Here is a 24,757-nt window from a genome sequence, read left to right on the forward strand (position 1 = left end):
TGCTCCAATTACATTTATGTAAATTAATCTTCAAGACTTCCCATATAGATTACCCTGGTTTAATTAAAAATTTTAGAAAAAATTGGAAGACAATAAATAGATGTATGAAAGCAATGATCCTAAAAAAAATATCCGATTTAAAGGAAAATAGAATGCCGCTAGATTTGGTGGATATTCCCACTCCAGAGCCCAATGAAAGTGAAGTTCGTATAAAAATATCGGTCTGTGGGGTCTGCCATACCGAACTCGACGAAATCGAAGGGAGATTGGAGCCTCCAAAACTTCCGATAGTACTTGGGCATCAAGTTGTCGGTCTTGTAGAAAAATTGGGCTTAGGAGCAACAAAATTTAAGATTGGAGATCGGGTGGGTGTCGCTTGGATTTTTTCCGCTTGTGGCGAATGCAAATTTTGTAAAAAAGGTAATGAGAACCTTTGTGATGATTTTAAAGCCACAGGAAAGGACGTGAACGGCGGCTATGCAGAATATATGACCGTATCGGAAAAGTATGCGCATAGCATTCCAGCGTTTTTTACCGATAGTGAGGCAGCTCCGTTACTATGCGCGGGAGCTATTGGTTACAGGGCCATCCAACTTGCCCAGATAACTGATGGTGATAGGTTAGGACTTACAGGTTTTGGAGCATCGGCCCATTTAGTACTGAAAATGGTCAAGTACTGCTATCCGAATACCAAAGTGTTTGTATTTGCAAGAAAGGAAGAGGAACGGCAATTCGCCAAAAAACTTGGAGCCATTTGGGTGGGTGGCACAACAGATTCATCCCCCGAAAAAATGAAAGCCATTATAGACACTACACCAGCTTGGAAACCTGTTGTCGAAGCCTTGGGTAATCTCGAAAAAGGAGGACGATTGGTCATCAACGCCATTAGAAAAGAGGATTATGACAAAGAATACCTTAAAAACCTATCATACCAAAACGATTTATGGATGGAAAAGGAACTTAAGTCTGTTGCCAACGTAACGGGTAAGGATGTTTCCGAATTCTTGAAATTGGCAGCAAAAGCAAAAATAAGACCCAATTATCAAGTATATCCCTTAGCAGAAGCAAACAAGGTATTATTGGAGCTAAAGGAACAACATATCAGGGGAGCAAAAGTGTTGCAAATTTTGTCCTTGAACCGTTTTGGCTCTGTCTGTACCTGACTCCTTCAAGACACTAACAAAAAACTGTAAATAGAATCTAGTAGGACAAGAGAAATCGCCGATTTGCTTTTATCTTTAAGACACACTAGTCTTTATGCGCACTAAATTATATTAAAACGTTATTTTCATATGGGCGACCTAACCTATTTTGCAAAGAAAACGATTTGTTTTTGGCTTTTTCCTCAATGTATACCTCCCTATAATCCTGAAAAAGGATGATAACACTGTTTTGAAATCTCTTAGTGAGACGACCCAGTTACGCTAGTGAAAATAGGTACACACGTAAACTATTTAATAATAAGGATAGTAATACGTTTTCGGGATGGTTACGTTATACTCCGATTGAAGATAAGTAACTAAATCAATGAGTTCCTGAACGGTCATAGTATCATTGAAATTCTTCATTTTTGAATGTTCCGCTTCGGTAGTTTTGGTAGAATTTTTTTGTTTATAACGCGGAGCGATTTTGTGCGATGGATTGATAACCGAAGTGACAAGATCCCCATAGGACTTTTTACTGGTTACTTCACCACCAAGTTGTATATTGAGATTATCACTTCCTCCCTTCCACTCCACCTCAGAAATACTATGGCATTCATTACAGGCCAATCTCTCGTAAGTCGCTTTTCCTTGTTCAATATTACCTTCAGGTAACGCAAATCCACGGGCTTGCTCATTGCAACTACTTAAAAGTACACCCCCGGATATTAAAATGAGCATCAGTAGATAATTTGACAGTTTGCAGAGGGTATTATATTTATTAGTCATAATTTGTTGTTTTAATTAATGATTTGATTCATCACCATAAAAATTGATTAAAACAAAAGTAGTGTACAAGAAAAACAAGGTAAATGACCTGCGTCAGTGAATATCTATGATTGATAGTCACGCACGTAATTTGCACCTATTGATTCGGTCGATAGAAAAAGTACTATAAAAGGACCTGTTTATAGAATCCTCTTTTAAGTAGCACGAAACTTCTGTTGAGTATGTCCCTCATCAGGTCCTTTTATAAACTGTCCTATTTTTCAGTTAAAGTTATATTTACAGTACAGTTTTAATCTAAACCGGAAGTAAGGTTATCTCTATCAGGTAAAAAAACATCATAAAACTATCTAAACGGACTAGATAGAATTAGTTCTAATCACAGCTTACAAATCCTCTAAATTTCTTAAGCGTTTATTTTTTAGTTTTTTAAAAAAAGATGGGCTGAGCCCAGTAACTTTTTTAAATTGAGATGATAAATGGGCGACACTACTGTATTGTAATTTATAGGATATTTCGGTAAGATTAAGTTCATCATAAAGTAAAAGCTCTTTGACCCTTTCTATTTTATGGATGATAATAAATTGTTGAATCGTGATTCCCTGTATTTCAGAAAAGGTATTTGACAAATAGGTATAGTCATAACCCAGTTTTTCGCTTAGGTAATCTGAAAAGTTTACTTTGGGTATTTCATCAGAATAATGAATCATTTCAATAATCAGTCCCTTTATTTTTGAAATGATAATGTTCCGCTTATCATCAAGTAATTCAAGACCGTATTTCATTAAGTTTTCGCTTAATTGTTCTCTTTGACTATCCGTCATTTTTTCTAAAACTTCAACAGTTCCCAGGTCCAGATTTACACAATGCAACCCAAGCTTTTGTATTTCTTGTTTTACAACCAATTTACAACGTAAACTAACCATGTATTTAACGTATAAGAGCATTTGGTCTTTAAATTAGTAGTTATTTGGTGAGCTGAACGTATTGCTATTAATTTTGATTAAAAACACTCTTCATTCAGCTATGACTGATTAAAATAAGAGCCTAGGTAAGAGATTTTTGACTTTGAACCCTTTCCTTAAAAAAAGTCAACTTTAAAATACTCTAATTAATTGGTAAGATTGTTCTTTTTTAAATAATATTACTTAGGAATTTTTGAAATTGTCCGGTTTTGGTAGTTGAAAATGATTAAATGATGTCTGAAATGGGATTTAGCTGAATCTCTTAAGGATTCATTCGTACACTAGATTTTTAGATTAGTATTTAATTTCAATTTTCTTGATAGCTGTGTCATGCTATTACTCTAGTAGTCCTAGGCCAAATCATGACCAATACATGATACCCGCTCTTAAAATATTAAAGCAGCCGTAAAGCTGCTTTTGGCAATTAGTTTTTGATTATCAAAACTTTATCCCATCATATTAATTAATAACCAAAGACTTTAGCTAATGCAGTACCTGCATTTGTAATTTATTTATCGCTAGGGATAATGATATAAAGGGTAAATATTATAATACCTTTCTACCTTGAATAACCCTAAAAATTACAGCTATTACGGCAATGACCAATAGGACATGAATAATTCCACCCGCTTGAAACCCTATGAATCCAACAGCCCATGCAATAACCAAGATAACCGCTATGAAATAAAGTAAATTTCCCATAATTTTTTATTTATTGTTATATTTTTAATTTGTGTTTTTAACCGTTAAATCGCTAAATGCTTTGCCCAACTCTTTCATATCATGGTTGAATTCAGTTTTAAATGCATCCCATTGTCCATTACCGCTATTTTTATAGGCTGCAAGTTTCGCTTTCATTTCTTTATTCTTTTGTTCCAGTTCGGCTAATTTCTTTTCTAATTTAGCTTTGTTCTCTGCATTTTCTACGGCAATTTTGTCTTTGAATTCGGCAATCTTTTTTTCATTTGCCACTATTAATTCTGCGGACTCTACTTTAAATTCCTCTATCGCCTTATTCAATTCTAGGTTGGCTTCAGCAACATTTTGTTTGGCGTCCTGAACCACTTCTTGGGACTTTTCTGTTTTTTTATCCTGCATATCACAAGCTGTTAAAAGTGTACCGGATACAAAAACCAGTGCTGCTAGACGAGATAATTTATTTTTCATTTCCTATGTTTTTTTATGTTGTTTTTTTCTTAAAAAGGTATTGATCCAGGGTTTCTTTTGCAAGCTGTGCAATTCTTGAATGCGGATACCATTGTGCGCCTTTGCTCATTTGTTTTGTTAAGCTTGATGTGGTGCTTTCCAAGCAGCTTATCACTTTTATCTTCTTTATAGAGAAGGTCATTATGCGTTAGGACGGCAAATTTTTATCGAACCAACGTATTGTTCATTTCATTTTTCTTTATTCTTCTTACTTTTTTTTGATTAAGTCCTGACTATGCAAAGCTGAAAAAATTGAGCCTAAACTTTGTTATATAACCCTTCAAAGTTTTTATAACATTCACATATTTCTACCATCTTCTTAATCATGTAGTCATATCCGTGATTTAGAATTTAGTAGGTTAATCTACCGTAGACTTTTGAAAAACTGTAATTTATATAACTTTTCCACCTACTCGTATAACATACTCCTTAAGGTTCTATATTACTTTTGAATCGGTAGAATCTTTACATCTGAATTTTCTAAATATTAAATAGTTATGGAGGTAATAGAAAGAGATAATTTGGTTCATCGATTATTCAAAAACGTTAAGAGTTTCCTTAGACCTATATTATATAACGGGAGCTCCCAAACTAATCACGATTTGGATAGTACAAAAACTTACGGGCCTATTTATTCTATCACAAAAAATAAGAAAATAGTAGAAGTGTAACCGAATACCATTTATGGATAAAGTTTTTGAGTTTAGTTTGTTGATTGTTTTAAAACCGAAAAAAGGGCAGTAACTGCAAAATACTGTTCTTTTTTCAATTGCTAGCGCCTCACCACTATATATAAGAACGCTTTTTCAACACAACCATAAAACTTACACTTATCTAACGAGTACCAACCATAAAATTAGTCCATTGAGAAAATGCGCCTTATGTTTTATAGCATTAATATTTGCAATTTCCATACATTATTAAAAATTTGGAATAAAAAGATGTTTTTTTCAACAAAAAGAAACGCAGTACTTAAAGAATATTAGTGCTAAATTCATGAAACCTATCCTATATTTAGAATGTTTGAATAAATTGGATTTAGTTTCCGTATTATGATGGTACAATCATAAAAATTCAATATTATGGTTTATTCAAGTATTAGGAGTTTATTCCGGTACGGTTTTCCATCACTACTAAACCTTTTTCATTAAATTTATTGGAATAATCAAAATAAAGGCTCAGAGACTAATAGCTAAAAATTCAATTTAAAGTAAAGCATAAAATGAAGAATCAGAAAATTTTAATGATTGTTGATGATGATAAGGACGACCGCTTTTTTTTCCGTAGTGCCATTCGTAAAAACAATCCATCTTACGAATGTATAGAAGCGGAGAATGGTGATGATGCACTTAAACTATTGCGAAAAGCAAAACTGTTGCCAGATTTTATTTTTCTTGATTTGAACATGCCGAAGATGGACGGAAGAGAATGTTTAGAAGAATTGAAAAAAGATAAGAAGTTAAAAAAAATTCCGGTTATTATTTATAGTACTTCTGATTATGAAGTAGATATTAACCTAAGCGAAGAACTTGGAGCGGACTATTTTCTGACCAAATTATTTGATATTTATCCGTTACCGGAAGAATTAACAGAAGCTATGAAAAAGGCAGAAGAAAAAAGAAAACCTCAATAAAATTTTAGGTCAAGCCAATCTTCATATAGTTTATCGTATCTTTCGTTAAGTAGGGAATAAAATTGAAGACTAATGACATCCTTATTATTTATATCGTTCTCATATAATCTTTTTATTTTAATAAAAAAATATCTGGAAAATGGATTTATCCTGTGGATGACTAAAAGCCTGATGCGCTATAAGGCACTACAACTATTGCACAATTGAAAGCAATTACTAGATTTATTTTTTAGAATTAAAAATAATTTTTGACGAATAAATTGGATTTCTTTGAGAATTAAAAGAGGATCAAAAACTGAAAAGTAGTACTTCAATTTTTTACGCTACCATCAAGATGTTTAAATGGTGGCTCAATTACCAAAGAACTTGGCCTAACATAGTTAATCACTAAACTATTGGAAATAAAATAACGTTTACAGTTACTTGTTCAGGTAGCGCAAAAGTCGGAATAATACATATAGAATCATCACTAATTTTTCGTGTCTATGACTGCTCCTAAAAAGGACAAAATTGAACCGCCTGCCACCGAGCAGAACTTCCCCATTGTAGGTATTGGTGCTAGTGCCGGTGGGCTCGATGCTTTTAAGCGATTGCTCAAAGCAATACCCGAAAGTTCAGGAATGGCCTATGTGTTGGTGCAGCATCTTGATCCATCACACGAAAGTATGCTGCCTGAGATTTTACAAAGGGTAACAAAAGTTCCCGTACATGAAATCACCGAGGACATTCATCTAGCACCAGACCATATCTACATCATTCCTGAAAACAAGATTTTAACATCTACCGATGGAATACTGCAGCTGGCGCCCCGCGATAAAAAAAATCTAACGCTTTCCATTGATATTTTTTTCAAGTCCCTTGCCGAAGTGCATAAAGAGTTTGCCATAGGTGTGGTATTATCGGGCACGGGTAGCGACGGAACACAAGGGTTGAAAGCCATTAAGGAATATGGAGGTATTGGTATAGCGCAGGACATAGAAACAGCAGGCTATGGTAGTATGCCAGAAAGTGCCATCAATGCCGGGGTTGTTGATTTTATTTTAGCTCCTGAAAAAATTCCCGAGCAGCTTTTGCAAATAAACAGCGCATTCAAAACAAACGATGTTTACAAAAAAGGGGGGAAAGAGACCAAAGACGATGAAGCTGTTTTCAAACAAATTCTATCGGTACTTCACCAGCGCCGCGGAGTGGATTTCACTCATTATAAAGATCCAACCTTACGCAGGCGCATAGCCAGAAGAATTGCCATTGTAAAAAAGACAAATCTTACCAAATATCTAAATTTTCTACTGAGCGATAAAGCGGAACAGGATGCGCTTTTTCAGGACATGCTCATTCCGGTAACTTCCTTTTTTCGCGACCCGAAAACTTTTCACAACTTAACCGAAAAAATTTTTCCTTCCATCCTTAAAAATAAAAAATCCGATGCACCTATTCGTATTTGGATAGCAGGTTGCTCCACTGGTGAAGAAGCCTATTCGATTGCGATCTGCCTGCAAGAATTTTTGGAATCCAATCCTGCTGGCAATCGGAAACGCAATACAAAAATTCAAATTTTTGCTTCCGATATTTCCGAGAAAGCCATTAAAAAAGCACGCTCAGGAATTTATACCAAGGCCGAAGTAAAAACACTTTCTGCATCACAACTCAATAATTATTTCACAAAAGACAACGGCAGTTATGTAGTGAGCAAACTTATTAGGGATATGTGCATCATAGCCCCACATAATTTTTTAAAAGACCCGCCATTCGCAAAAATGGATTTAATTAGTTGTCGGAATGTACTTATCTACATGGATACTTTTTTACAGCAGAAAGTATTCGCCACTTTTCATTATGCACTTAAAGAAAATGGATTTCTTCTTCTTGGCAAATCTGAATCTATAGGTACGTCTTCCGATTTGTTCGCACCAGTGGTAAAGAAAGAAAAAATCTATACTCGCAAGCTAATTCCGGGCCGTTTCAGGCTCGTTGCTTCTGAACGAAAAGCAAAAGTGATGGCATCAAAATATAAGACCGAGAACCAACAGGACGCTACCCAAACTAATTTTCGAAAAAGTGCAGAGGCAGTAATGATTTCGAAATCACCCCCAAGTGTTGTGGTGAACGAACAAATGGATATTGTCCACATTCATGGCGATATCACGCCCTTTCTTAAGGCACCTCAGGGCAAACCCACATATAATCTCTTGAAAATGGCACGTGAAGGTCTAGGGTTCGAATTGCGAAACGCCATCCACAAAGCCAACAAAACAAAATTAGCGGTAATAACAGAAAATATTCCCGTTAAAATTAATGCCTTTATAAATGAGGAATTTAGCCAAGGGGAACAATCTATGGTTGCTATAGAAATTATTCCGCTTACCGATACCATTGAACCACATTACTTAATCCGCTTTATAAATAGAATAATTCCGTTAGTACAAGAACTAAAATTATCTGAAGCTGGAAAAATAAAAAACGACTTAGCAGAAAAGCGAATCGAACAGTTGGAAAAAGAATTGGCGCAAGCCCGCGAAGATATGCTTGCCATCACTGAGGACATGGAAAGCTCTAATGAAGAATTGCAAAGCAGCAATGAGGAGATGCAAAGCAGTAACGAGGAGATGCAAAGCTTGAACGAAGAATTGGAAACCTCCAAAGAGGAACTGCAATCGACCAATGAGGAACTGATCATCGTAAATCATGAGTTGGTGGAAAAACAAGAACAGCTCAGCGAAGCGCGTCTCTATTCAGACAGCATCGTGAGTACTATCCGTCATCCGTTAATTATTCTAGATAGATTCCTTTGCATAAAAACTGCCAATGCTGCCTTTTACAAAAAATTTAATGTGGATGAAAAGGAAACGGAAAACAAATGGTTTTATGAAATACAGCATCATCAATTTGATGATGCTAAACTGCGCTCGTTACTCATAAAGGTCCTTTCTCAAAAAAACTATATAGATGACTTTGAAATCATTCTTAAACTTCCTGTATTGGGTGAGCGCACGCTATTGATAAATGCACGCCAAATTAAAAACAAAAAAACAGATGAGCAATTAGTATTGCTTGCCATTGAAGATATTACAGATCAGGTAGCTGCACTAAAGAAAATTACGGAAAGTGAAAACCGTTTTAAATTGGCCATGAAGATAAGTGGTCAAATTGCATTTTCTCAGGATGAAAATTTAAAGCATACCTGGATTTATAATCCACATCCAGGCTTTAGTATTCAGGATATTTTGGGAAAAGATGATTATGAACTGGTTGAACCTGAAACGGCAAGACGGCTTACCTTGCTAAAAAAAGAAGTGCTGGAAACAGGCACCGGAGTAAAATCAGAAGTTTCAATGATCATAAACGGTGAGGAATCAATTTACGACATGATGATTGAGCCAGTTAAAAATGATACAGGGAAAGTATCTGGTATTACGGGGGTTGCTATGAATATTACCGAAAAAGTAATTGCCCAAAAACAAATTGAAGCAAGCGAAAAGGAACAAAAAAAATTAGCTAATTATTTAAAACTTGCAACGGATTCCGCCAAGGTTGGTATCTGGTCTTTAGATCTTGTTTCATCCAAGTTGGAGTGGTCAAAAATCCATAAAAAATTATGGGGATATGACGAATTTCGCGAAGAACTGACTTATGAAGACTGGCATAATGCTATTCTAAAAGAAGATAAAAACTTTGTTTTACAAAGATTGGAAAAAGCAAAACGAAATCGTGGGCTTTATGAGGTTGATTATCGAATTAAAAGAGCCGATGACAGCGTCATCGTTTGGATGAGATCGACTGGGGAGTATCATTATGATGAGTCTGGTAAAGCACATACACTTTCAGGTATTAGTATAGATATTACCAAACTAAAAAGTTTTACCGAAGAATTGGAAATAAAGGTTAAAGAGCGGACCACCACCCTCAAGAAATTAAACCAACAATTAAAGCAGACCAACTTGCAATTAGACCAATTTGCCCATGTGGCCAGCCACGATTTGCAAGAGCCATTACGTAAAATCTCAACCTTTTCCATGCGCTTACAGGAAAATCACAAAGATGAGCTGAGCTTGGAGGTAAAATCCTATCTCGATAAAATTGAAGGAGCATCAAGCCGTATGAAGACCCTTATTCAAGACCTGCTTAATTATTCTCGGTTGCTCCAACATGAAAAAACGGTTATCAAAACTGATCTAAATGAAACGGTTAAAAATATTTTGACTGATTTCGAACTGCTTATTGAAGAAAAAAAAGCAGTGATAAAATGCGATGAACTTCCAATCATTGATGCCATCCCTTTACAAATGAACCAACTTTTTTACAACTTGATCAGCAACGCACTTAAATTTTCAAGGAAAGATGTTCCACCTATAATCAGTATTACCTCGCGCACATTTCAAGAAAAAGAAATTAAAAAGCACCCTTGGTTAAATAACTCAACACCCTATGTTGAAATTATCGTGAAAGACAACGGAATCGGTTTTGAGCAGAAATATGCAGAAAAAATATTCACAATCTTTCAGCGCCTGCACAATAAAGAAGATTACACAGGAACTGGTATTGGTTTAGCACTCACAAATAAAATCGCCAAAAATCATCACGGACTAACCTTTGCTGATGCCAAGGAAAATAAAGGTGCCTCATTTCATGTCATACTTCCGTTTAAACAACCACTATAATTCAAAAAGCCAAAGAACTATGAAACAGCATATTGTAATGATAATAGATGATGATGAAGACGACAGGTTATTCTTCAAAGAAGCATTATTTTCGAAAATGCTAGAGCAAACCGTTTGTATTGAAGCGAATGACGGTGTAGATGCACTCGCCAAACTAAACAAAGTAGAGCAATTGCCTGGTTTTATTTTCCTTGATATGAATATGCCCCGTATGGATGGCCGTGAATGTTTGAAACAACTTAAACAAGATGAGCAATTAAAACATATTCCGGTAATTATGTATTCTACCTCTTTTTCGGAAAATGCTATAAATGAATTTCACAAACTCGGAGCATCAAATTGTCTGATTAAGCCAACGGATATGAAAAAACTTCCTGCGCAAATTAGTGAAATCATGAAACTTATTGCAGATTCTTAAAGCTCTGACCCGTCCTAAAATATTTACGCAATAAACTTTAATATATGGAAAATCAAAATAGTTTCCTTTTTCAAAGTTCATATTGAATTATTCAATGCCTCAAATCTTACCATAACCTTTAGATTAGCTTCCAAGAAATTTAAAGTTTAAAAAGAATGGTGATGGTGTTGAAAAGAGGGGGTCCGTATTTCCTCCGCCAATTGCTCCACCTCGCTGGCCAGTTTAGGGTTATGTTTCCTGAACATATTCCCGATGCGGGTGAAGTTCCCCTTGTACTTCACCAACATTTTATATTGTTCCAATTGTTCCTCGGTCAACCGTTCGATGACGGTCTTGCCTAAAGCGGAGCTGCGGCAATATTCGGAGAGGGAAAGCCCTGCCAATTCCGCCCTTTTCCGTAGCAGCTTTTTCTCGTAGAGGGAGCACCGTAACTTGATGTAGGTCCTTTTCATTTTTCCTTTAATCTAAAGGACCATCGGGAGTAAAGCGAGTTTGTCTTTGTGGCAACAAAGACACATCTCGCGCTTTCTGACCAAGTCCCGCTTTCTGACCAAATCCCTTTTTAGAATTGTATATCAGCCATTCATTCATATCCTTGAATCCTTCGTAAAGCATTCATTTGTCAAGGCAGTTAGTAGAATGGGGCATCATTTTTTGGGTCGTTCGTTTGCCATTCCCATCGTTGTCCAGATAGAGATTTATAGTTAAATAATCCTGTATGATTTTCGTCGCTTTTAAAACGAAGGAAGTTGAGTTCAGGACCAAAAAATCATACTCTGCTTCCAAAATTTCATTATTGCTAAGAAGGGATAGTAAGTCGAACACCCCTTCGGTAACGATAAGTTTTTTATTACCGTTTTTGATATGGGTAATATCCTTGGGCGAACTGCAATTCTTATAATATTTGTTCCGAAGTTCCCATCCACCCGAAACGTTCTTCAATCCGATGGCGAAGTAGCGTCTTCCATTGTTCAGGTAATGGACTTCCATACAAATGGCCGATGCTGTCGAAATGGAAATCCTTCGTTCAAATAGATATTGTAACAGACCGTAATGCAAGATAGGCCGTGCATGAAAAATCTGTATTCCATTATGGTTGTCGTTGCATAGAACAGGCCGCTGTTGAAAAGAGAAAGAGGTAGGGTTCTGTTCAAAAAACATTAAAGCTTCCTTTACCGAGGATTTGGGGATTTTACATGCCAGGTCGATAACATTTCCACCTTTTCCCTCTCCATGGTCGTACTATCTATTGAGCTTCTTGGACACCTTGAAAGAGGCTTAGGTTTCTGAGCGAAAAGGGCTCAGGAACCAGGCTTCTTTTTCGTTCGTCCTGGTCGGAAAGTGCCCGAGTTTTGCCAGCGCTTTCTCGATGGGAAAAGTTCGGGCTCTTTCACACGATAATTTGTTTGTTCTTTTTTCTTTCATAAGCCAAATGGTTCTACCTGTTTTGGGGTGAACCACATTCTAGTGGTATGCTCGCTAGATAACTGCCGCTTTTGCATGTAATATAGAAAGGCGGGTATCTCCGATATCAGTCGGTTCAGGAAATCGGTCTCCTCTTTTTTGAGCACGGGTATTTTCAAGACCCAAAAACGGGTCTCGTTCTCGTCAATTTTTATAAAGTTGTCCTCGTTGTAACTGCACGGGACGAACTTTCCGAAGAACTCCACTTCCCTTTTATCCTTTCCCTTAGCCTCCAACTTGTTGATGTTGGTCGTACTAAGGTATTTGATGCGTTCGGTCAATTCTTCTTTGTTGAGCAGTACCTCGTCTATACATATGAGCAGCTTGTTCGCCCAGTCCGCATTGAACTGGCTACTAAAACTATCATTGGTCAAGTAGGTCATGTTGTTGTCGAAGATAGCCTTCAGCCATTTCAAAAAAGTACTCTTGCCCGTGGAACGTTCCTTGGAGACCAGACACAAAATGGGCAGTACCTGTACAGGTTTTGTATACAATAATTGCAGGTAATCCAATCCTAGTTCATAGTGCTTGCCAAAAATGTGTTTCACAAAATTCAACGATCGTTGGCATTCCCCACCTTTGGTATTGCCGGCAACGGGGAATAGGTATTGTAGAACCCTTTGTACTCCTGCTTAAAATGGATATGATTGGGTATACAGGTAAAGCCATCGTATTTGGGAACCTTGCCCAGGTAATCCTTGCCATGGTCCTGGCGGATGGTCACGATGTTCCAATGCACCAGGATCTCGTTGAAATGTCCGGCGATGGTAGGTGCCTGCACCAATTTATAGTACGATGTGCCCACCCGTAAGTAAGGTACTGTTTTCATAAAAAAATGTTTTGATTTCCAAGGGGATTACCAAGATGTAACGATGGATTTTGATAAGTTCAGAGATAAGGTCGCCTAACGAAAAGGCTCCGTTATGGTTTCGATTTCATTTATCGGCCTTCGTTCGTTCTGGAGCAGCCAATCCTCTATTTTCCTCCGTTCGAAAAAAATAAGTTTTCCGTTGGGTTTGGAGTGCGGAACGGTTCCCGCAGCGGTAAGTGTGTACAGGTAGCTTCTGTATATTCCCGTATAGTCACAGGTCTCCTCGAAGGTCAGCACCTACTTGTTCGCCATCAAAAGTTTTTCCAAACGGTCCAGCCGTTCGAGTATTAAAATAGTGTCCATTTTGTTTCTTTTTAAGGTTACGAAATGAACAAAAGTGCTTTTGTTTTCCTTCAATAGTAGTATTCTATAAATGTATGGAAATAGGCGAATGGGCCTAGGTAACGAGGTAAGGAGGTAAGGAGTTATCCGCAAATAATTGATAAACAGCATATTGAACCAATATGGACCAAACCGGATTAAGTTGAGAAAGCACAAATTTTATTCGGTTCCATTTGATACCAAATGGAACCATTTTGAATCTTGGTAAAGTATCCCATAAAGAAGGGAATTGTGGGTTATCAACAATTAAAAATCCCTCTACTAAAAAATTTTAAGTCCATCAAAGGTCTTTTTTTTTAAGAATGGATTCTATAAAAGTTCTCTATTTCCACTCACCATTCAAGTTTCAATCAAAAATTGATATTTTGATTTTGATTTTATTGAACATTTGACCTAATGAATTCTCTTTGTATTTCTACTTTTATATGGCGCTCTATTTATTTCCAATTTCTCACGAAGTATTTCCTACAACATAGACTTTTTTTTAATCTTTGGAATTAACTGCTTAAAAGTTTTCTTCCAGTTTCTCGCGAAGTATTTCCATGTCATCACATACCTTTTGCTCAATTACTTTGGCATAAATTTGTGTGGTGGTTAGCTTTCTGTGTCCTAACATTCTAGAAATAGTTTCTATGGGCACTCTCTGTTAGTCATCGTAACGGTTGTCGCAAAAGTATGTCTAGCCATGTGAAAGGTGAGATTTTTTTTGAATGCCAGCTGCTATTGCAATTTCTTTTAGGTAAGCATTCACTTTTTGATTTGATATTTTAGGAAACAACGTGCCATAAATCTGACACCGTTTATCTTCTCGGTAAATTTTGATAATATTTAAAGCTTTCGATAGTAAAGGAATTTTAACTGGATTCCTGGTCTTTTGCCTTTTATTTGCAATCCACATTCGTTTATCCAAACCCATAACCAAACTCCCTTCCGAGAGTAGCATCATATCTATATAACTAATCCCTGTGTAGCAGCTGAATACAAATAAGTCTTTTACCGTTCTCAATCTCAAAGAGTGTAATGTCAACTCCTCTAAAAGTTCTAATTCTTTGCCTGTTAGATGACCGCGGTTTGTGGGAATTAGTTTTTGTTTGAATTTACGGAAGGGGTCTTGACCGATCCATTCGATATCATAAGCTAAAGTGACCATTCTCCTTAAACGCTGGATATGTTTCATTACTGCGTTGTTCCCAATCTGCTTTTGATAATGACTTGGTTTATGGCCTCGTAGAAAATTTTCAAAACCGAGTATAAATTTATAATCAAGAAGCGATAGTTCCATGTCGTCATTTTTTAAATAGAGTAGGATGTATTTTTGACTAATTAAATAGAGCCTTGAAATGTTTCTATGCAGTTTGTAAAACATTTTATCATTATGGCAGGCAATTATATCAGTAAGCGTAAATTCCTTTGGCTTATCGTCCCCTTGGAATTTGGATTTTACCGTTTGTGGGGTAATCCGCTTATCATCTGCCTTTAATTCTTGATAGCACTGAAACAACTTTGCATGTACTTCATTAAGGTATTGATTAATACTTTTGGCGTTTGCACTTAAACCCTTGACTCGCTGCTTTTCAGGACTCCAAAGTTGCGTGTCAATTCTTCTTTTAAGGCTAATGTTGAGCTTTTTGCCGTCTATGGTTATCCTGTGGCATAAAGGGGGGCTTGATTGTTCTTAATTCTTCTGGCGTATAGCCAAAATAAGATTGAAAATGTGGAAGTAGTACGCATAACAAACGTCGTTAAGTTAAACTTAATTAAGGACGAAAGTCAAATCACCTACAAATCGTTAATTTAACAGATTTAAAATAAACAATTACAAAATACGAAAACATTTGAAAAAAATGTTGACGATTTGTGAACTCTAATAGATGGTTCTAAATGATATTATTTGAAACCAATAAATATCCAAACATTGATAATCAATGTATTATATACTATATTGAATTCGTTTATAAGTCAAAAAGTGACCTCGGCAAGAATCGAACTTGCATCTAAAGTTTAGGAAACTTCTATTCTATCCATTGAACTACGAGGCCAATAATTTAAAGTGTGTGTAAAAATAGAATTAATTTAAATATCACAAATATGAATTATACCTCATTTATTTATTCTTCATAAACCTCAACGATCATCTCAACTTCAACTGCCATGTTCCCTGGTAAAGACCCCATGCCTACTGCAGCACGGGCATGTTTACCACGTTCACCAAAAACAGCCACCATTAAATCAGAATACCCATTGATTACCTTAGAATGATCCGTAAAATCAGAAGTTGCATTTACCATACCGTGTACTTTAACTATCCTTTTAATCTTATTCAAATCACCCAATTCCATCTTTAGAACTGATAGTTGATTGATCCCCACTTCACGAGCTGCAGCATAACCCTCATCTATGGTTAAATCTTTACCAAGTTTACCTACTATATTTTCACCATTGGCCTGTTTTGGTCCTTTCCCAGCTAAAAATATAAGATTACCACTTCTCACGGCATGAACATAGTTCGCCACAGGTAAACCTTGATTTCTCAACTTTAAACCCAAACTTTCTAAATTTGCTTGTGGGTTATAATTTGTATCTATAGTATCGGTAGAAGATTGTATTTCTCGATCTAGCCTCTTTTCAACATCGGCACAACTAAAAAACAAAACAACAGTTAGTATACAAACGTAGGTTTTCATAGATATTCGATTAAATAGGATTATTAAGGTTACAAGTTAGTTAATAGTTCATAATCAAAGAGATAAAGTATATTATGGCCAATTTCAGCATTGCATAAAATCCATAAAAACTTTCACAAATATTATTTTTTGTGCCATATGTCGCACTTAAGATATCATTTTACTAAAAAAGCCCTAATATTATTTCATTTTTATTAGTTTAGCAGTTAAACCAACAACAACTAAATCAATACAAATATGGAAAGTTCTAGTACAACTTCTAATGTAAATGCAAATAGACTGTTTTATGCCAGCTGTTTCGCATTAATCACGACAGCCTTCTCTTTTGCTATAGCAGCGGGAATTTTAGACCAATTAAAAACAGAATTAGAATTAACCGCAAGTCAAGCAGGTTTAATTACCTCCATGTGGTTCGCAGGGTTCCCGATTGCAATGGTAATAGGAGGACTTATTTATCATAAAGTAGGTGGTAAAATTATAATGCAATTTGCCTTTTTTGCTCATACAATTGGTATTTTATTATTAATATTCTCAGGAAGTTATGTTGGCTTATTAGTAGCTAACCTACTAATTGGGTTAGGAAATGGTTGTACCGAAGCGGCCTGCAACCCAATGATTGCAGACGCTTACAAAGGAACCAGAATGAGTAAGATGCTAAACCGTTTTCACATGTGGTTTCCTGGAGGTATTGCAGTAGGCAGTCTACTATCTGGTTTCATGACAAATTTCGGAATCATCGGACAAAGTCAAGTATGGTTACTTTTAATCCCTGCAGTTATTTACGCATATTTGTTTTATGGACAAACATGGCCCAAGGCAAAAATAGAGGAAGCTGCAACCCTAAGTGGAAATTTAAAAGGTATGCTTACCCCATTGTTTGCATTTATTGCAATATGTATGGCGCTTACCGCAATATCTGAATTCGGACCTAATCAATGGGTTGGTCTGATATTATCAAAAAGTGGTGCCGAACCTACTTTAATTTTAGCCTTAACAGCTGGTTTAATGGCGGTTGCAAGATTTTTTGGCGGGGACATGGTAAAAAGATTTGACCAAACAGGTGTACTATTGGGTTCTGCTATTTTAGCAACCATTGGTATTTATTTGTTTAGTACACAAACAGGAGCTATGGCTTACGTCGCTGCTATAATTTTTGCATTAGGAATTGCATATTTCTGGCCTAACATGATTGGACTTGCAGCAACAAAGACACCCAAAACAGGTGCTTTAGGAATGTCTATAATAGGTGCCATTGGTATGTTCTCAACTTCAATTTTTCAACCTATTATTGGAGGTTGGATTGATTCTGACAGAGCAGCTGCCTCAGCACAAGGATTTACAGGTGATGAACTGGAATTAGTTTCTGGACAGGAAACCTTAGGCACAATGGTAATATTTCCAGCCATATTGATAGTTCTTTTCACTATCCTCTATTTTTGGATGAAGAATAAAAAAAGTGAAGTAGAAGTTGCAGCAGCATAATGCATCTTTTAACTATAAAAAAAGCCGAACAAGTAATTTGTTCGGCTTTTTTTTATTTTCAACTTTTAATAGTCTTACTCCAAAAGCAATTCTAATATCTGAATGGCCGCATCACTAATTTTAGTTCCTGGTCCGAATACTGCAGTAGCTCCAGCCTCCTTCAAAAATTCATAATCTTGTTTAGGCACCACTCCACCAACAATGACCATGATATCATCTCGGCCATAACCTTTCAATTCTTTAACCACTTCTGGCACTAAGGTTTTATGGCCCCCAGCAAGTGATGAAATCCCTAGAATATGCACATCATTTTCTACTGCTTGTTTCGCGGTTTCTTTTGGCGTCTGAAAAAGAGGACCAATATCTACATCAAAACCTAAATCGGCGTACCCTGTAGCCACAACCTTTGCCCCACGATCATGGCCGTCTTGACCCATTTTTGCAACCATAATACGAGGTCTTCTGCCATCTTGCTCGGCAAAACGATCTGCTAACTCTTGCGCCTTTTTAAAACTTCCGTCTTCTTTAATCTCCCTTGAATACACACCAGTAAATGAATTAATGATTGCTTTATGTCTGCCATACGCCTTTTCTAAAGCACTACTTATCTCTCCTAAGGTTGCTCTTTCTCGAGCCGCAGCTACCGCTAAAGCTAATAAATTTTCTTCCGAATCGCTACCGGCCAATTTATTTGTTGCCGCCTTTGAAATGGCACTCAAACATTCCTCTACTTTCGTAGTATTTCGTTTTGTTTTTATTTTTTGTAATCGTTCTAATTGCTGTCTACGAACTTCTTTATTATCAACCTCTAATATTTGAAGTTCATCTTCGGCTGTTAATCGGTATTTGTTTACCCCAACAATTACATCTTGAAGACTGTCTATTCGAGCCTGTTTCCTAGCTGCTGCCTCCTCTATTCTAGTTTTTGGAATTCCTGTTTCGATAGCCTTGGTCATTCCACCTAGATTTTCAACTTCCTCCATTAACTCCCACGCCTTATGCGCTAAATCATGCGTTAATTTCTCCACATAATAACTGCCCGCCCATGGATCTACAGTCTTGGTTATATAGGTTTCATGTTGCAAGTACAATTGAGTTTCTCTTGCTATACGCGCAGAGAAATCTGTAGGCAACGCTATTGCCTCATCTAAGGCATTGGTATGTAAGCTTTGTGTTCCTCCAAAAACAGCTGCAGAGGCCTCTATAGTAGTTCGTGCTACGTTGTTGAAGGGGTCTTGTTCGGTGAGACTCCATCCACTAGTTTGGCAATGTGTTCTAAGCATTAAAGACTTTTCACTCTTGGGGTCAAATTTCTTAACCACTTTAGCCCATAACATTCTCGCAGCTCGCATTTTGGCAATTTCCATAAAATGATTCATGCCAATACCCCAAAAAAATGAAAGTCGAGGTGCAAAATCATCAATTTTCAAACCTGCTTCAATACCTGTTCTAATATATTCCAAACCATCAGACAAGGTATAAGCAAGCTCTAAATGCGCCGGTGCCCCAGCTTCATGCATATGATAACCAGAAATGCTAATACTATTATATTTCGGCATATACATACTCGTATACTTAAATATATCTGCAACCAACTGCATAGATGGTTTAGGCGGATAGATGTACGTGTTACGAACCATAAACTCTTTAAGTATATCGTTCTGTATCGTACCCGATAATTGTTCTAACGAAACACCCTGTTCTTCTGCGGCAACGATATAAAAAGCCATGATAGGCAAAACAGCCCCGTTCATAGTCATAGAAACCGACATTTCATTTAGTGGAATACCCTCGAACAGAATTTTCATATCCTCGACGGTATCAATAGCCACACCGGCCTTACCTACGTCACCAACAACACGTTCATGGTCACTGTCATAACCTCTGTGCGTAGGTAAATCAAAAGCCACTGACAATCCTTTTTGACCAGCTTTTAAATTTTTCCTATAAAATGCATTACTTTCTGTAGCTGTTGAAAACCCCGCATATTGACGTATGGTCCAAGGGCGTTGCACATACATAGTAGCATAGGGGCCACGAAGAAAAGGAGGAATACCAGCTGCATAATTAAGGTGTTCTACCTCGGCTACATCTACCGCAGAATATCTTTTTTTGATTCCTATGGTTTCTGCTGTTTCATAAACCGTATTTAATGAGTTTAACTCACTAATTTTAGTACTATGATTATCTGAGCCTTTTAAACTAATTTGCTGTAAGTCTTTTCTACTCATGTGATAAACGGTTTTGCTCTAATTCTTCTGCTAATCGCTTTTCAATTATAGGTGTAATCAAAGTTTTTCTAGGATTCTTTTTTAGAAATGGATAAATCTCCAATTCCCCGCCCATGTTATCCTTTTCATTTTGATATGCATTTGTCCCTACCAAAACAGTCTTTTTATCATCAAACTTTTCTTGTTGTTTTTTTGCACTATCAGCTATTTTATTCTGTATGGAATGATTTTTCAATTGCTTAAGAAAACCACCTTCTTTTTCAATAGACTTAAATAGAATTAAAGCCTTTTCTGCTAATTGATGAGTTAAGGTTTCTATATAGTAACTGCCCTCAGAAGGATTTTCGACCTTATCAAAATAGCTCTCCTCCTTCATCAACACTAACTGATTTAAGGCAATACGATTTGCAAAATCATTATCTTTTTTATAAATGGAATCATAAGGCAAATTATAAACCGTATCAGAACCTCCAAGAACTGCAGACATACATTCTGTTGTCGTTCTTAGCATATTAACATTATAATCAAATATGGTTTTATTACGTTTCGATGGTATTGTAGAAATGTGACAGTGTGGAGAAATTTCATAGGCTTCAGTAAGAACTTTCCAAAGCTTTCGTAACGCTTTCAATTTTGCTATCTCAAAAAAATAATTACCCTCAACAGCAACTTTGAATTCTATGCTCTTTAACTTCTTTAGGTTTCCATTATCATGCAATAGGTTTACATACTCATTGGCATGTGATAGTGCATATGCCAATTGTTGAGTAATATCTGCCCCGGCATTTTCATAAAGTGCAAGATCAACGCTTACTATATTTTCAATATTCAATTCTATCAATTCGTTAAAAACAGCGAAATCTGAAGTAAAAGAATCGTACCAATTACCAGACCTAGCTAAATGGCCAATGGGATCAACTTGAAAATAAACCTTTTTAGAATTTGGAACTAGTGTAATAATCTTCTCAATATAATTTTTGGACAAAAATTGCATATCTAAAGACACACCTGTTCTTTTTAAATCAATATTGTTCAAAAGTTTTACAACATCAATTGTTTCTGTAGCAATTACAAAATGTAACACTTCAGCACCTTTCTTAATTAATTTATGAGCTTTCTCATTGGCCATTATAGCATTACCTACGTAAATGGATTGACCTATTCTCCAAGGAGTAGTCGACAAAGATTCTACGTTAATATTCTCTAAATCGTCAGCATGGTAAAAAGGTTTTACCTTAATTCCTTCTGGAGAATCCCAAACAACCTCTTCATTATAATCTTTACCTTTTAAGTCATATTGTATTTTTTGTCTCCACTCTTTTGCAGAAACCTCCCTAAAATTTTCGAATAAGGTTTTACCCTTCATATAAGACGGAGTTAAATTAAGAAACAAGTTATAATCATACGTATTTGAAAACCTCAAACAGTGCTTATCAAAGATACGATAAGTAAATTGTGTTCAATAAAAATGCCTACTCCACTACCTCAACGGAATTCAAATTCTGAATATCCGTAGTTTCAATTCTAGAAAGTTCCTTTAATTTTCCTTTTTCGAACATTGCAGGTAGTTCTGTTAAAGGAGTGCCAACAGGTGCTTCCCAATTAATATAATCTTGAAAACGAATACCATCAATCGTTCTCGGGTTATAAGCACTCCTAAATCGAACTCCGCCGTCATTAACACTATAACTGTATGCTAAATAATTTATGTAATGCGATTTTTTATTTATCCAGTACATAAAAACATCATCGAAATCTTTACCACCACCTACTTTACCAAAAGTGACCTTAACTACGTCGTAATCTTCCCCTTTAATAATTGTTTCGCCTACTCCTTCTTTTTGAACAGCTTTATCATTTAATTTATGTGGTAACGTTGCAAAATAAATAACTGAGTTCAAAGCTTCACTATATTTGGCAATATCCTTTTTCGATAGTTCTACCAACTCATTATTTACTGTCCTGGCAAGCTTTCCATCTTTTAAAATATCTTCAATTTGATTCCCCAAACTATCCTTTGAACTCACCTTATAGGTATATCCTTTTTGATTTTCAAAAGAATATAATTTATCTCGAAAGACAAATTGATAGTGAGCAGAATCATAGAGCGTTCCACCATGTGCTATAATTGCCTTGTTTACTATAGATTGGGTGTTCTCAGCATTAAGCTCATATACAGATTTTTCGATTTGAGATGTATTTTTATCATTATTTTGAAAGTCTTTACACCCTGCTGCGATTAACAATAACACAGTTGCTATTTTAAAATGTCGATTCATATTTTGAAAATTAATTTGGCTTCTCAAATTATACGTATAGAATATTATTTGTCGAATAGTTATTCTAATACTAACCTCTCAAAGGTATTGTTTAATAGTATTTGTACCGAAGATGTACTAAAAATGAGCATTTCAATAATTTAACAATACAAACTTATAAAGGAAAATGAGTAATAAAAAAACCGAAAAATCATCAATTGTATTATTGACAACTATTCGGTTTTACATTTTTACTTCAATTATAAGAAAGTAAGACATGAATTACATAACTTATTGATTTACTACAAAAGCGTGAATTACCCCTGGTAACCAAGCTAATAAAGTCAATAAAACACTTATTAAAAAGGTTGTGCCAATACCGTGTTTCATAAAAACAGCCAACGGCGGTAAAAGAATATTTAAAATTATAGTTAATAGAGACATTTTTTAATTTTTTGATTCAGATAAATATAGCTGTATTAAAATGTGGCCATTAATTCAAATCAATTGATTACTAGCTTAAAAAAATAATAGAAATGTATCGCATCAAGGCGTTGATACCTAAAAATTTATTAAAAAAAGTCGAGTATTTTTCTTAGAATTATGACCAAACTTATTAAGTGAAATAGTTGGTTAGTTTTTCATAAACCCTATAGCATATATAATGACACAGGGTTTTATATTTTAAGAGTTTATTGGATGCTATTATTTCATCAAATTGATTTCTGATATACTTTTAATTCTATTACGTTCTAAAAAGGCATCAATAGTTTCAAAATGCTCTATCACCCTTTGGTCTTTAAATTCAAATACCTTTTCAGAAAGACCTTGTAAAAAATCACGATCATGGGAAACCAAAATCAACGTACCGTTAAAAGTGGATAGTGCTTCTTTTAAGACATCTTTTGATTTTAGGTCCAAATGATTGGTAGGCTCATCTAAAATTAAAAGGTTTACAGGTTCCAATAATAATTTAACCATCGCCAAACGGGTTTTTTCTCCACCAGAAAGCATATTTACTTTTTTATCGATATCATCACCGCTGAACATAAACCTGCCTAAAATATTCTTTATCTGATTTCGAATATCTCCAAAGGCTACCTCATCTACCGTTTGAAAAATGGTCAATTCAGGATCTAATAATGAAGCTTGATTCTGCGCAAAGTAGCCCACTTTTGCATTATGACCCAGTTGGCATTTACCTTCTACTTCAATCTCACCTAAAATAGCTTTGATCATGGTAGATTTTCCTTCTCCATTTCTACCAACAAAGGAAACTTTTTCACCCCTTGCAATAGACATATTCGCATTTTTGAATACCACTTGCTCTCCATAAGCTTTGGAAACATCTTTAACCGTTACAGGATAATCACCGGAACGCGGTGCTGGCGGAAAACTCAATTTTAAAGATGATGTATCTATTTCATCAATTTCTATGATCACTAATTTTTCTAACATTCGCTCACGAGACGTTACTTGATTTGTCTTGGAGTATGTTCCCTTGAACCGTTCAATAAAGGTCATATTATCAGCAATATATTTTTGCTGTTCTTGATAGGCTTTAATTTGATGAGACCTACGGTCTTCTCGTAATTGCAGATAGTGGGTATAGTTGGCCTTGTAATCATAGATACGGCCCATAGTAACTTCAATAGTCCTGTTGGTAATATTGTCAATAAATGCCCTATCGTGTGAAATCACCATTACGGCATTGGCTTTATTGAGTAGAAAGTCTTCTAACCAGATTACGGATTCAATATCTATATGATTGGTAGGCTCATCTAATAAAATAAGATCTGGTTTTTGTAGCAAAATTTTAGCAAGTTCAATTCGCATGCGCCATCCGCCGCTAAATTCTTTAGTCTGCCTTGTAAAATCTTCTTGTTTAAAACCAAGGCCCTTTAATGCCTTTTCAACTTCCGCATCATAATTTACGTCTTCTAGTGCATAAAATTTTTCACCTAGATCAGATACCTTCTCTATAATGCTCATATAAGCATCACTCTCATAATCTGTTCTAGTCTCTAATTCTTTATTAAGCCTATCCATTTCATCACGCATTTCAAATACATGCTTAAAAGCCTTAGCAGCTTCCTCAAAAACAGTACAATTATCCTCTGTCAATAAATGCTGTGGCAAATACGCGATTATGGCATCTTTTGGCACCCTTACATTACCACGATTTGCAGTTTGTTCCCCTGCAATTATTTTCATCATTGTGGACTTACCTGCGCCGTTCTTGCCCATAAGTGCAATTTTATCGGTAGGGTTTATTACAAAAGATACATCACTAAACAAAGTAGTTCCACTGAACTCTACAGCTAAATTATCAACTGAAATCATATACAGAATTTTTAATACTGCAAAACTAGGAATAAGGAATGGGAGGTGTGTCTTGGTTTTAGAAAAAATAATTAGGCATGTTCAGCTTTAAACAATAAATTTAATACTCTAATAATTTATAACGGTTATTTGAGACTAGACCAATAGCAATTAAAAATCAACAAATTTATTTGCGCTTTCCCCCCAAACATAGGTTATATATAATCCAATTAAATAAATGTTCAAACTACAACATTGACCATATATTAAAAATTTGAAAATTTCAAACTCAAGG

22 protein-coding genes and 1 tRNA gene are annotated in these 24,757 nt (G+C 35.7%); 5 read left to right on the forward strand and 18 right to left on the reverse strand.

Annotated elements, in window-relative coordinates; genetic code table 11:
- Positions 1-104: 104 nt before the first annotated feature.
- Positions 105-1,163, forward strand: a complete 1,059-nt coding sequence (locus BMY56_RS11550; protein ID WP_091624215.1) for a zinc-dependent alcohol dehydrogenase family protein — start codon at positions 105-107, stop codon at positions 1,161-1,163.
- 291 nt (positions 1,164-1,454) lie between these two features.
- On the opposite strand, the gene BMY56_RS11555 is transcribed toward BMY56_RS11550, so the two are convergent.
- The 4 genes from BMY56_RS11555 to BMY56_RS11565 all read right to left on the reverse strand — a co-directional run bounded on the left by BMY56_RS11555 (position 1,455) and on the right by BMY56_RS11565 (position 4,060).
- Positions 1,455-1,931, reverse strand: a complete 477-nt coding sequence (locus BMY56_RS11555) for a c-type cytochrome (RefSeq protein ID WP_091624218.1) — start codon at positions 1,929-1,931, stop codon at positions 1,455-1,457.
- Between the two features lie 383 nt (positions 1,932-2,314).
- The gene (locus BMY56_RS11560) at positions 2,315-2,854 is read right to left on the reverse strand and encodes a helix-turn-helix domain-containing protein (RefSeq protein ID WP_091624221.1); all 540 of its coding nucleotides are present in this window, start codon (positions 2,852-2,854) and stop codon (positions 2,315-2,317) included.
- A 585-nt stretch (positions 2,855-3,439) separates the two neighbouring features.
- Positions 3,440-3,595, reverse strand: a complete 156-nt coding sequence (locus tag BMY56_RS18515) for a lmo0937 family membrane protein (RefSeq protein ID WP_143057815.1) — start codon at positions 3,593-3,595, stop codon at positions 3,440-3,442.
- Positions 3,596-3,619: 24 nt separating this feature from the next.
- Positions 3,620-4,060, reverse strand: a complete 441-nt coding sequence (locus tag BMY56_RS11565) for a sll1863 family stress response protein (protein ID WP_091624223.1) — start codon at positions 4,058-4,060, stop codon at positions 3,620-3,622.
- Positions 4,061-5,321: 1,261 nt separating this feature from the next.
- Between BMY56_RS11565 and BMY56_RS11570 the strand changes: the two genes are divergently transcribed.
- The 3 genes from BMY56_RS11570 to BMY56_RS11580 all read left to right on the forward strand — a co-directional run bounded on the left by BMY56_RS11570 (position 5,322) and on the right by BMY56_RS11580 (position 10,808).
- Positions 5,322-5,732 (forward strand): response regulator, encoded by a 411-nt coding sequence (locus BMY56_RS11570; protein ID WP_091624226.1) that lies wholly within the window; start codon positions 5,322-5,324, stop codon positions 5,730-5,732.
- 485 nt (positions 5,733-6,217) lie between these two features.
- Positions 6,218-10,390 carry a chemotaxis protein CheB gene (locus BMY56_RS11575; RefSeq protein WP_091624229.1) on the forward strand — a complete coding sequence of 1,391 codons (4,173 nt, stop codon included), beginning with the start codon at positions 6,218-6,220 and terminating at the stop codon, positions 10,388-10,390.
- A gap of 19 nt (positions 10,391-10,409) precedes the next feature.
- On the forward strand, positions 10,410-10,808 hold the full coding sequence (locus BMY56_RS11580) for a response regulator (RefSeq protein ID WP_177170961.1): 399 nt from the start codon (positions 10,410-10,412) through the stop codon (positions 10,806-10,808).
- 146 nt (positions 10,809-10,954) lie between these two features.
- On the opposite strand, the gene mbpA is transcribed toward BMY56_RS11580, so the two are convergent.
- From mbpA to BMY56_RS11615, 9 genes are all read right to left on the reverse strand, one after another.
- The gene (mbpA, locus tag BMY56_RS11585; protein WP_091624235.1) at positions 10,955-11,260 is read right to left on the reverse strand and encodes a mobilization protein MbpA; all 306 of its coding nucleotides are present in this window, start codon (positions 11,258-11,260) and stop codon (positions 10,955-10,957) included.
- 7 nt (positions 11,261-11,267) lie between these two features.
- Complete coding sequence (locus BMY56_RS18640) at positions 11,268-11,423, reverse strand: hypothetical protein (RefSeq protein WP_177170962.1); 156 nt, start codon at positions 11,421-11,423, stop codon at positions 11,268-11,270.
- Entirely contained in the window at positions 11,424-11,969 is a 546-nt protein-coding gene (locus tag BMY56_RS11590) for a toprim domain-containing protein (RefSeq protein ID WP_245737203.1), read from the reverse strand.
- A gap of 260 nt (positions 11,970-12,229) precedes the next feature.
- Positions 12,230-12,820, reverse strand: coding sequence for a primase-helicase family protein (locus BMY56_RS11595; protein WP_245737204.1), 591 nt, complete (start codon positions 12,818-12,820; stop codon positions 12,230-12,232).
- A 5-nt stretch (positions 12,821-12,825) separates the two neighbouring features.
- Positions 12,826-13,101: a hypothetical protein gene (locus BMY56_RS18890; protein WP_245737205.1), complete on the reverse strand. Its 276-nt coding sequence runs from the start codon at positions 13,099-13,101 to the stop codon at positions 12,826-12,828.
- Positions 13,102-13,176: 75 nt separating this feature from the next.
- Positions 13,177-13,380, reverse strand: a complete 204-nt coding sequence (locus BMY56_RS11600) for a helix-turn-helix domain-containing protein (protein WP_317040619.1) — start codon at positions 13,378-13,380, stop codon at positions 13,177-13,179.
- Between the two features lie 784 nt (positions 13,381-14,164).
- On the reverse strand, positions 14,165-15,130 hold the full coding sequence (locus tag BMY56_RS18645) for a phage integrase SAM-like domain-containing protein (protein WP_091624238.1): 966 nt from the start codon (positions 15,128-15,130) through the stop codon (positions 14,165-14,167).
- 322 nt (positions 15,131-15,452) lie between these two features.
- Positions 15,453-15,524: transfer RNA gene (locus BMY56_RS11610), tRNA-Arg, on the reverse strand.
- Between the two features lie 69 nt (positions 15,525-15,593).
- Positions 15,594-16,169, reverse strand: coding sequence for a RidA family protein (locus tag BMY56_RS11615; protein WP_091624241.1), 576 nt, complete (start codon positions 16,167-16,169; stop codon positions 15,594-15,596).
- Between the two features lie 237 nt (positions 16,170-16,406).
- On the opposite strand from BMY56_RS11615, the gene BMY56_RS11620 reads away from it, so the two are divergent.
- Positions 16,407-17,651 carry an MFS transporter gene (locus tag BMY56_RS11620; RefSeq protein ID WP_091624244.1) on the forward strand — a complete coding sequence of 415 codons (1,245 nt, stop codon included), beginning with the start codon at positions 16,407-16,409 and terminating at the stop codon, positions 17,649-17,651.
- Positions 17,652-17,725: 74 nt separating this feature from the next.
- On the opposite strand, the gene scpA is transcribed toward BMY56_RS11620, so the two are convergent.
- From scpA to BMY56_RS11645, 5 genes are all read right to left on the reverse strand, one after another.
- Entirely contained in the window at positions 17,726-19,882 is a 2,157-nt protein-coding gene (gene scpA / locus BMY56_RS11625; RefSeq protein ID WP_091624247.1) for a methylmalonyl-CoA mutase, read from the reverse strand.
- The gene (locus BMY56_RS11630; RefSeq protein ID WP_091624249.1) at positions 19,875-21,248 is read right to left on the reverse strand and encodes a methylmalonyl-CoA mutase subunit beta; all 1,374 of its coding nucleotides are present in this window, start codon (positions 21,246-21,248) and stop codon (positions 19,875-19,877) included. The genes scpA and BMY56_RS11630 overlap by 8 nt, the downstream gene beginning before the upstream one ends.
- 106 nt (positions 21,249-21,354) lie before the next feature.
- Positions 21,355-22,161 carry a DUF6503 family protein gene (locus BMY56_RS11635; RefSeq protein WP_091624252.1) on the reverse strand — a complete coding sequence of 269 codons (807 nt, stop codon included), beginning with the start codon at positions 22,159-22,161 and terminating at the stop codon, positions 21,355-21,357.
- A gap of 270 nt (positions 22,162-22,431) precedes the next feature.
- On the reverse strand, positions 22,432-22,584 hold the full coding sequence (locus BMY56_RS11640) for a YqaE/Pmp3 family membrane protein (protein WP_091624255.1): 153 nt from the start codon (positions 22,582-22,584) through the stop codon (positions 22,432-22,434).
- Between the two features lie 261 nt (positions 22,585-22,845).
- Entirely contained in the window at positions 22,846-24,483 is a 1,638-nt protein-coding gene (locus BMY56_RS11645; RefSeq protein WP_091624258.1) for an ABC-F family ATP-binding cassette domain-containing protein, read from the reverse strand.
- Between the last annotated feature and the right edge of the window lie 274 nt (positions 24,484-24,757).

The organism is Maribacter orientalis (assembly GCF_900109345.1).
In the GTDB taxonomy this organism is placed as follows: domain Bacteria; phylum Bacteroidota; class Bacteroidia; order Flavobacteriales; family Flavobacteriaceae; genus Maribacter; species Maribacter orientalis.

Coding starts and splice junctions, on each gene's coding strand:
- BMY56_RS11555 (WP_091624218.1), bottom strand. CDS start 1,931: ATGACTAATAAATATAATACCCTCTGCAAACTGTCAAATTATCTACTG.
- BMY56_RS11630 (WP_091624249.1), bottom strand. CDS start 21,248: ATGAAGGGTAAAACCTTATTCGAAAATTTTAGGGAGGTTTCTGCAAAA.
- BMY56_RS11640 (WP_091624255.1), bottom strand. CDS start 22,584: ATGTCTCTATTAACTATAATTTTAAATATTCTTTTACCGCCGTTGGCT.
- BMY56_RS11575 (WP_091624229.1), top strand. CDS start 6,218: ATGACTGCTCCTAAAAAGGACAAAATTGAACCGCCTGCCACCGAGCAG.
- BMY56_RS11590 (WP_245737203.1), bottom strand. CDS start 11,969: ATGTTTTTTGAACAGAACCCTACCTCTTTCTCTTTTCAACAGCGGCCT.
- scpA (WP_091624247.1), bottom strand. CDS start 19,882: ATGAGTAGAAAAGACTTACAGCAAATTAGTTTAAAAGGCTCAGATAAT.
- BMY56_RS11560 (WP_091624221.1), bottom strand. CDS start 2,854: ATGGTTAGTTTACGTTGTAAATTGGTTGTAAAACAAGAAATACAAAAG.
- BMY56_RS11580 (WP_177170961.1), top strand. CDS start 10,410: ATGAAACAGCATATTGTAATGATAATAGATGATGATGAAGACGACAGG.
- BMY56_RS11620 (WP_091624244.1), top strand. CDS start 16,407: ATGGAAAGTTCTAGTACAACTTCTAATGTAAATGCAAATAGACTGTTT.
- mbpA (WP_091624235.1), bottom strand. CDS start 11,260: ATGAAAAGGACCTACATCAAGTTACGGTGCTCCCTCTACGAGAAAAAG.
- BMY56_RS11635 (WP_091624252.1), bottom strand. CDS start 22,161: ATGAATCGACATTTTAAAATAGCAACTGTGTTATTGTTAATCGCAGCA.
- BMY56_RS18640 (WP_177170962.1), bottom strand. CDS start 11,423: ATGCTTTACGAAGGATTCAAGGATATGAATGAATGGCTGATATACAAT.
- BMY56_RS11645 (WP_091624258.1), bottom strand. CDS start 24,483: ATGATTTCAGTTGATAATTTAGCTGTAGAGTTCAGTGGAACTACTTTG.
- BMY56_RS11565 (WP_091624223.1), bottom strand. CDS start 4,060: ATGAAAAATAAATTATCTCGTCTAGCAGCACTGGTTTTTGTATCCGGT.
- BMY56_RS11570 (WP_091624226.1), top strand. CDS start 5,322: ATGAAGAATCAGAAAATTTTAATGATTGTTGATGATGATAAGGACGAC.
- BMY56_RS11615 (WP_091624241.1), bottom strand. CDS start 16,169: ATGAAAACCTACGTTTGTATACTAACTGTTGTTTTGTTTTTTAGTTGT.
- BMY56_RS18515 (WP_143057815.1), bottom strand. CDS start 3,595: ATGGGAAATTTACTTTATTTCATAGCGGTTATCTTGGTTATTGCATGG.
- BMY56_RS18890 (WP_245737205.1), bottom strand. CDS start 13,101: ATGAAAACAGTACCTTACTTACGGGTGGGCACATCGTACTATAAATTG.
- BMY56_RS11550 (WP_091624215.1), top strand. CDS start 105: ATGAAAGCAATGATCCTAAAAAAAATATCCGATTTAAAGGAAAATAGA.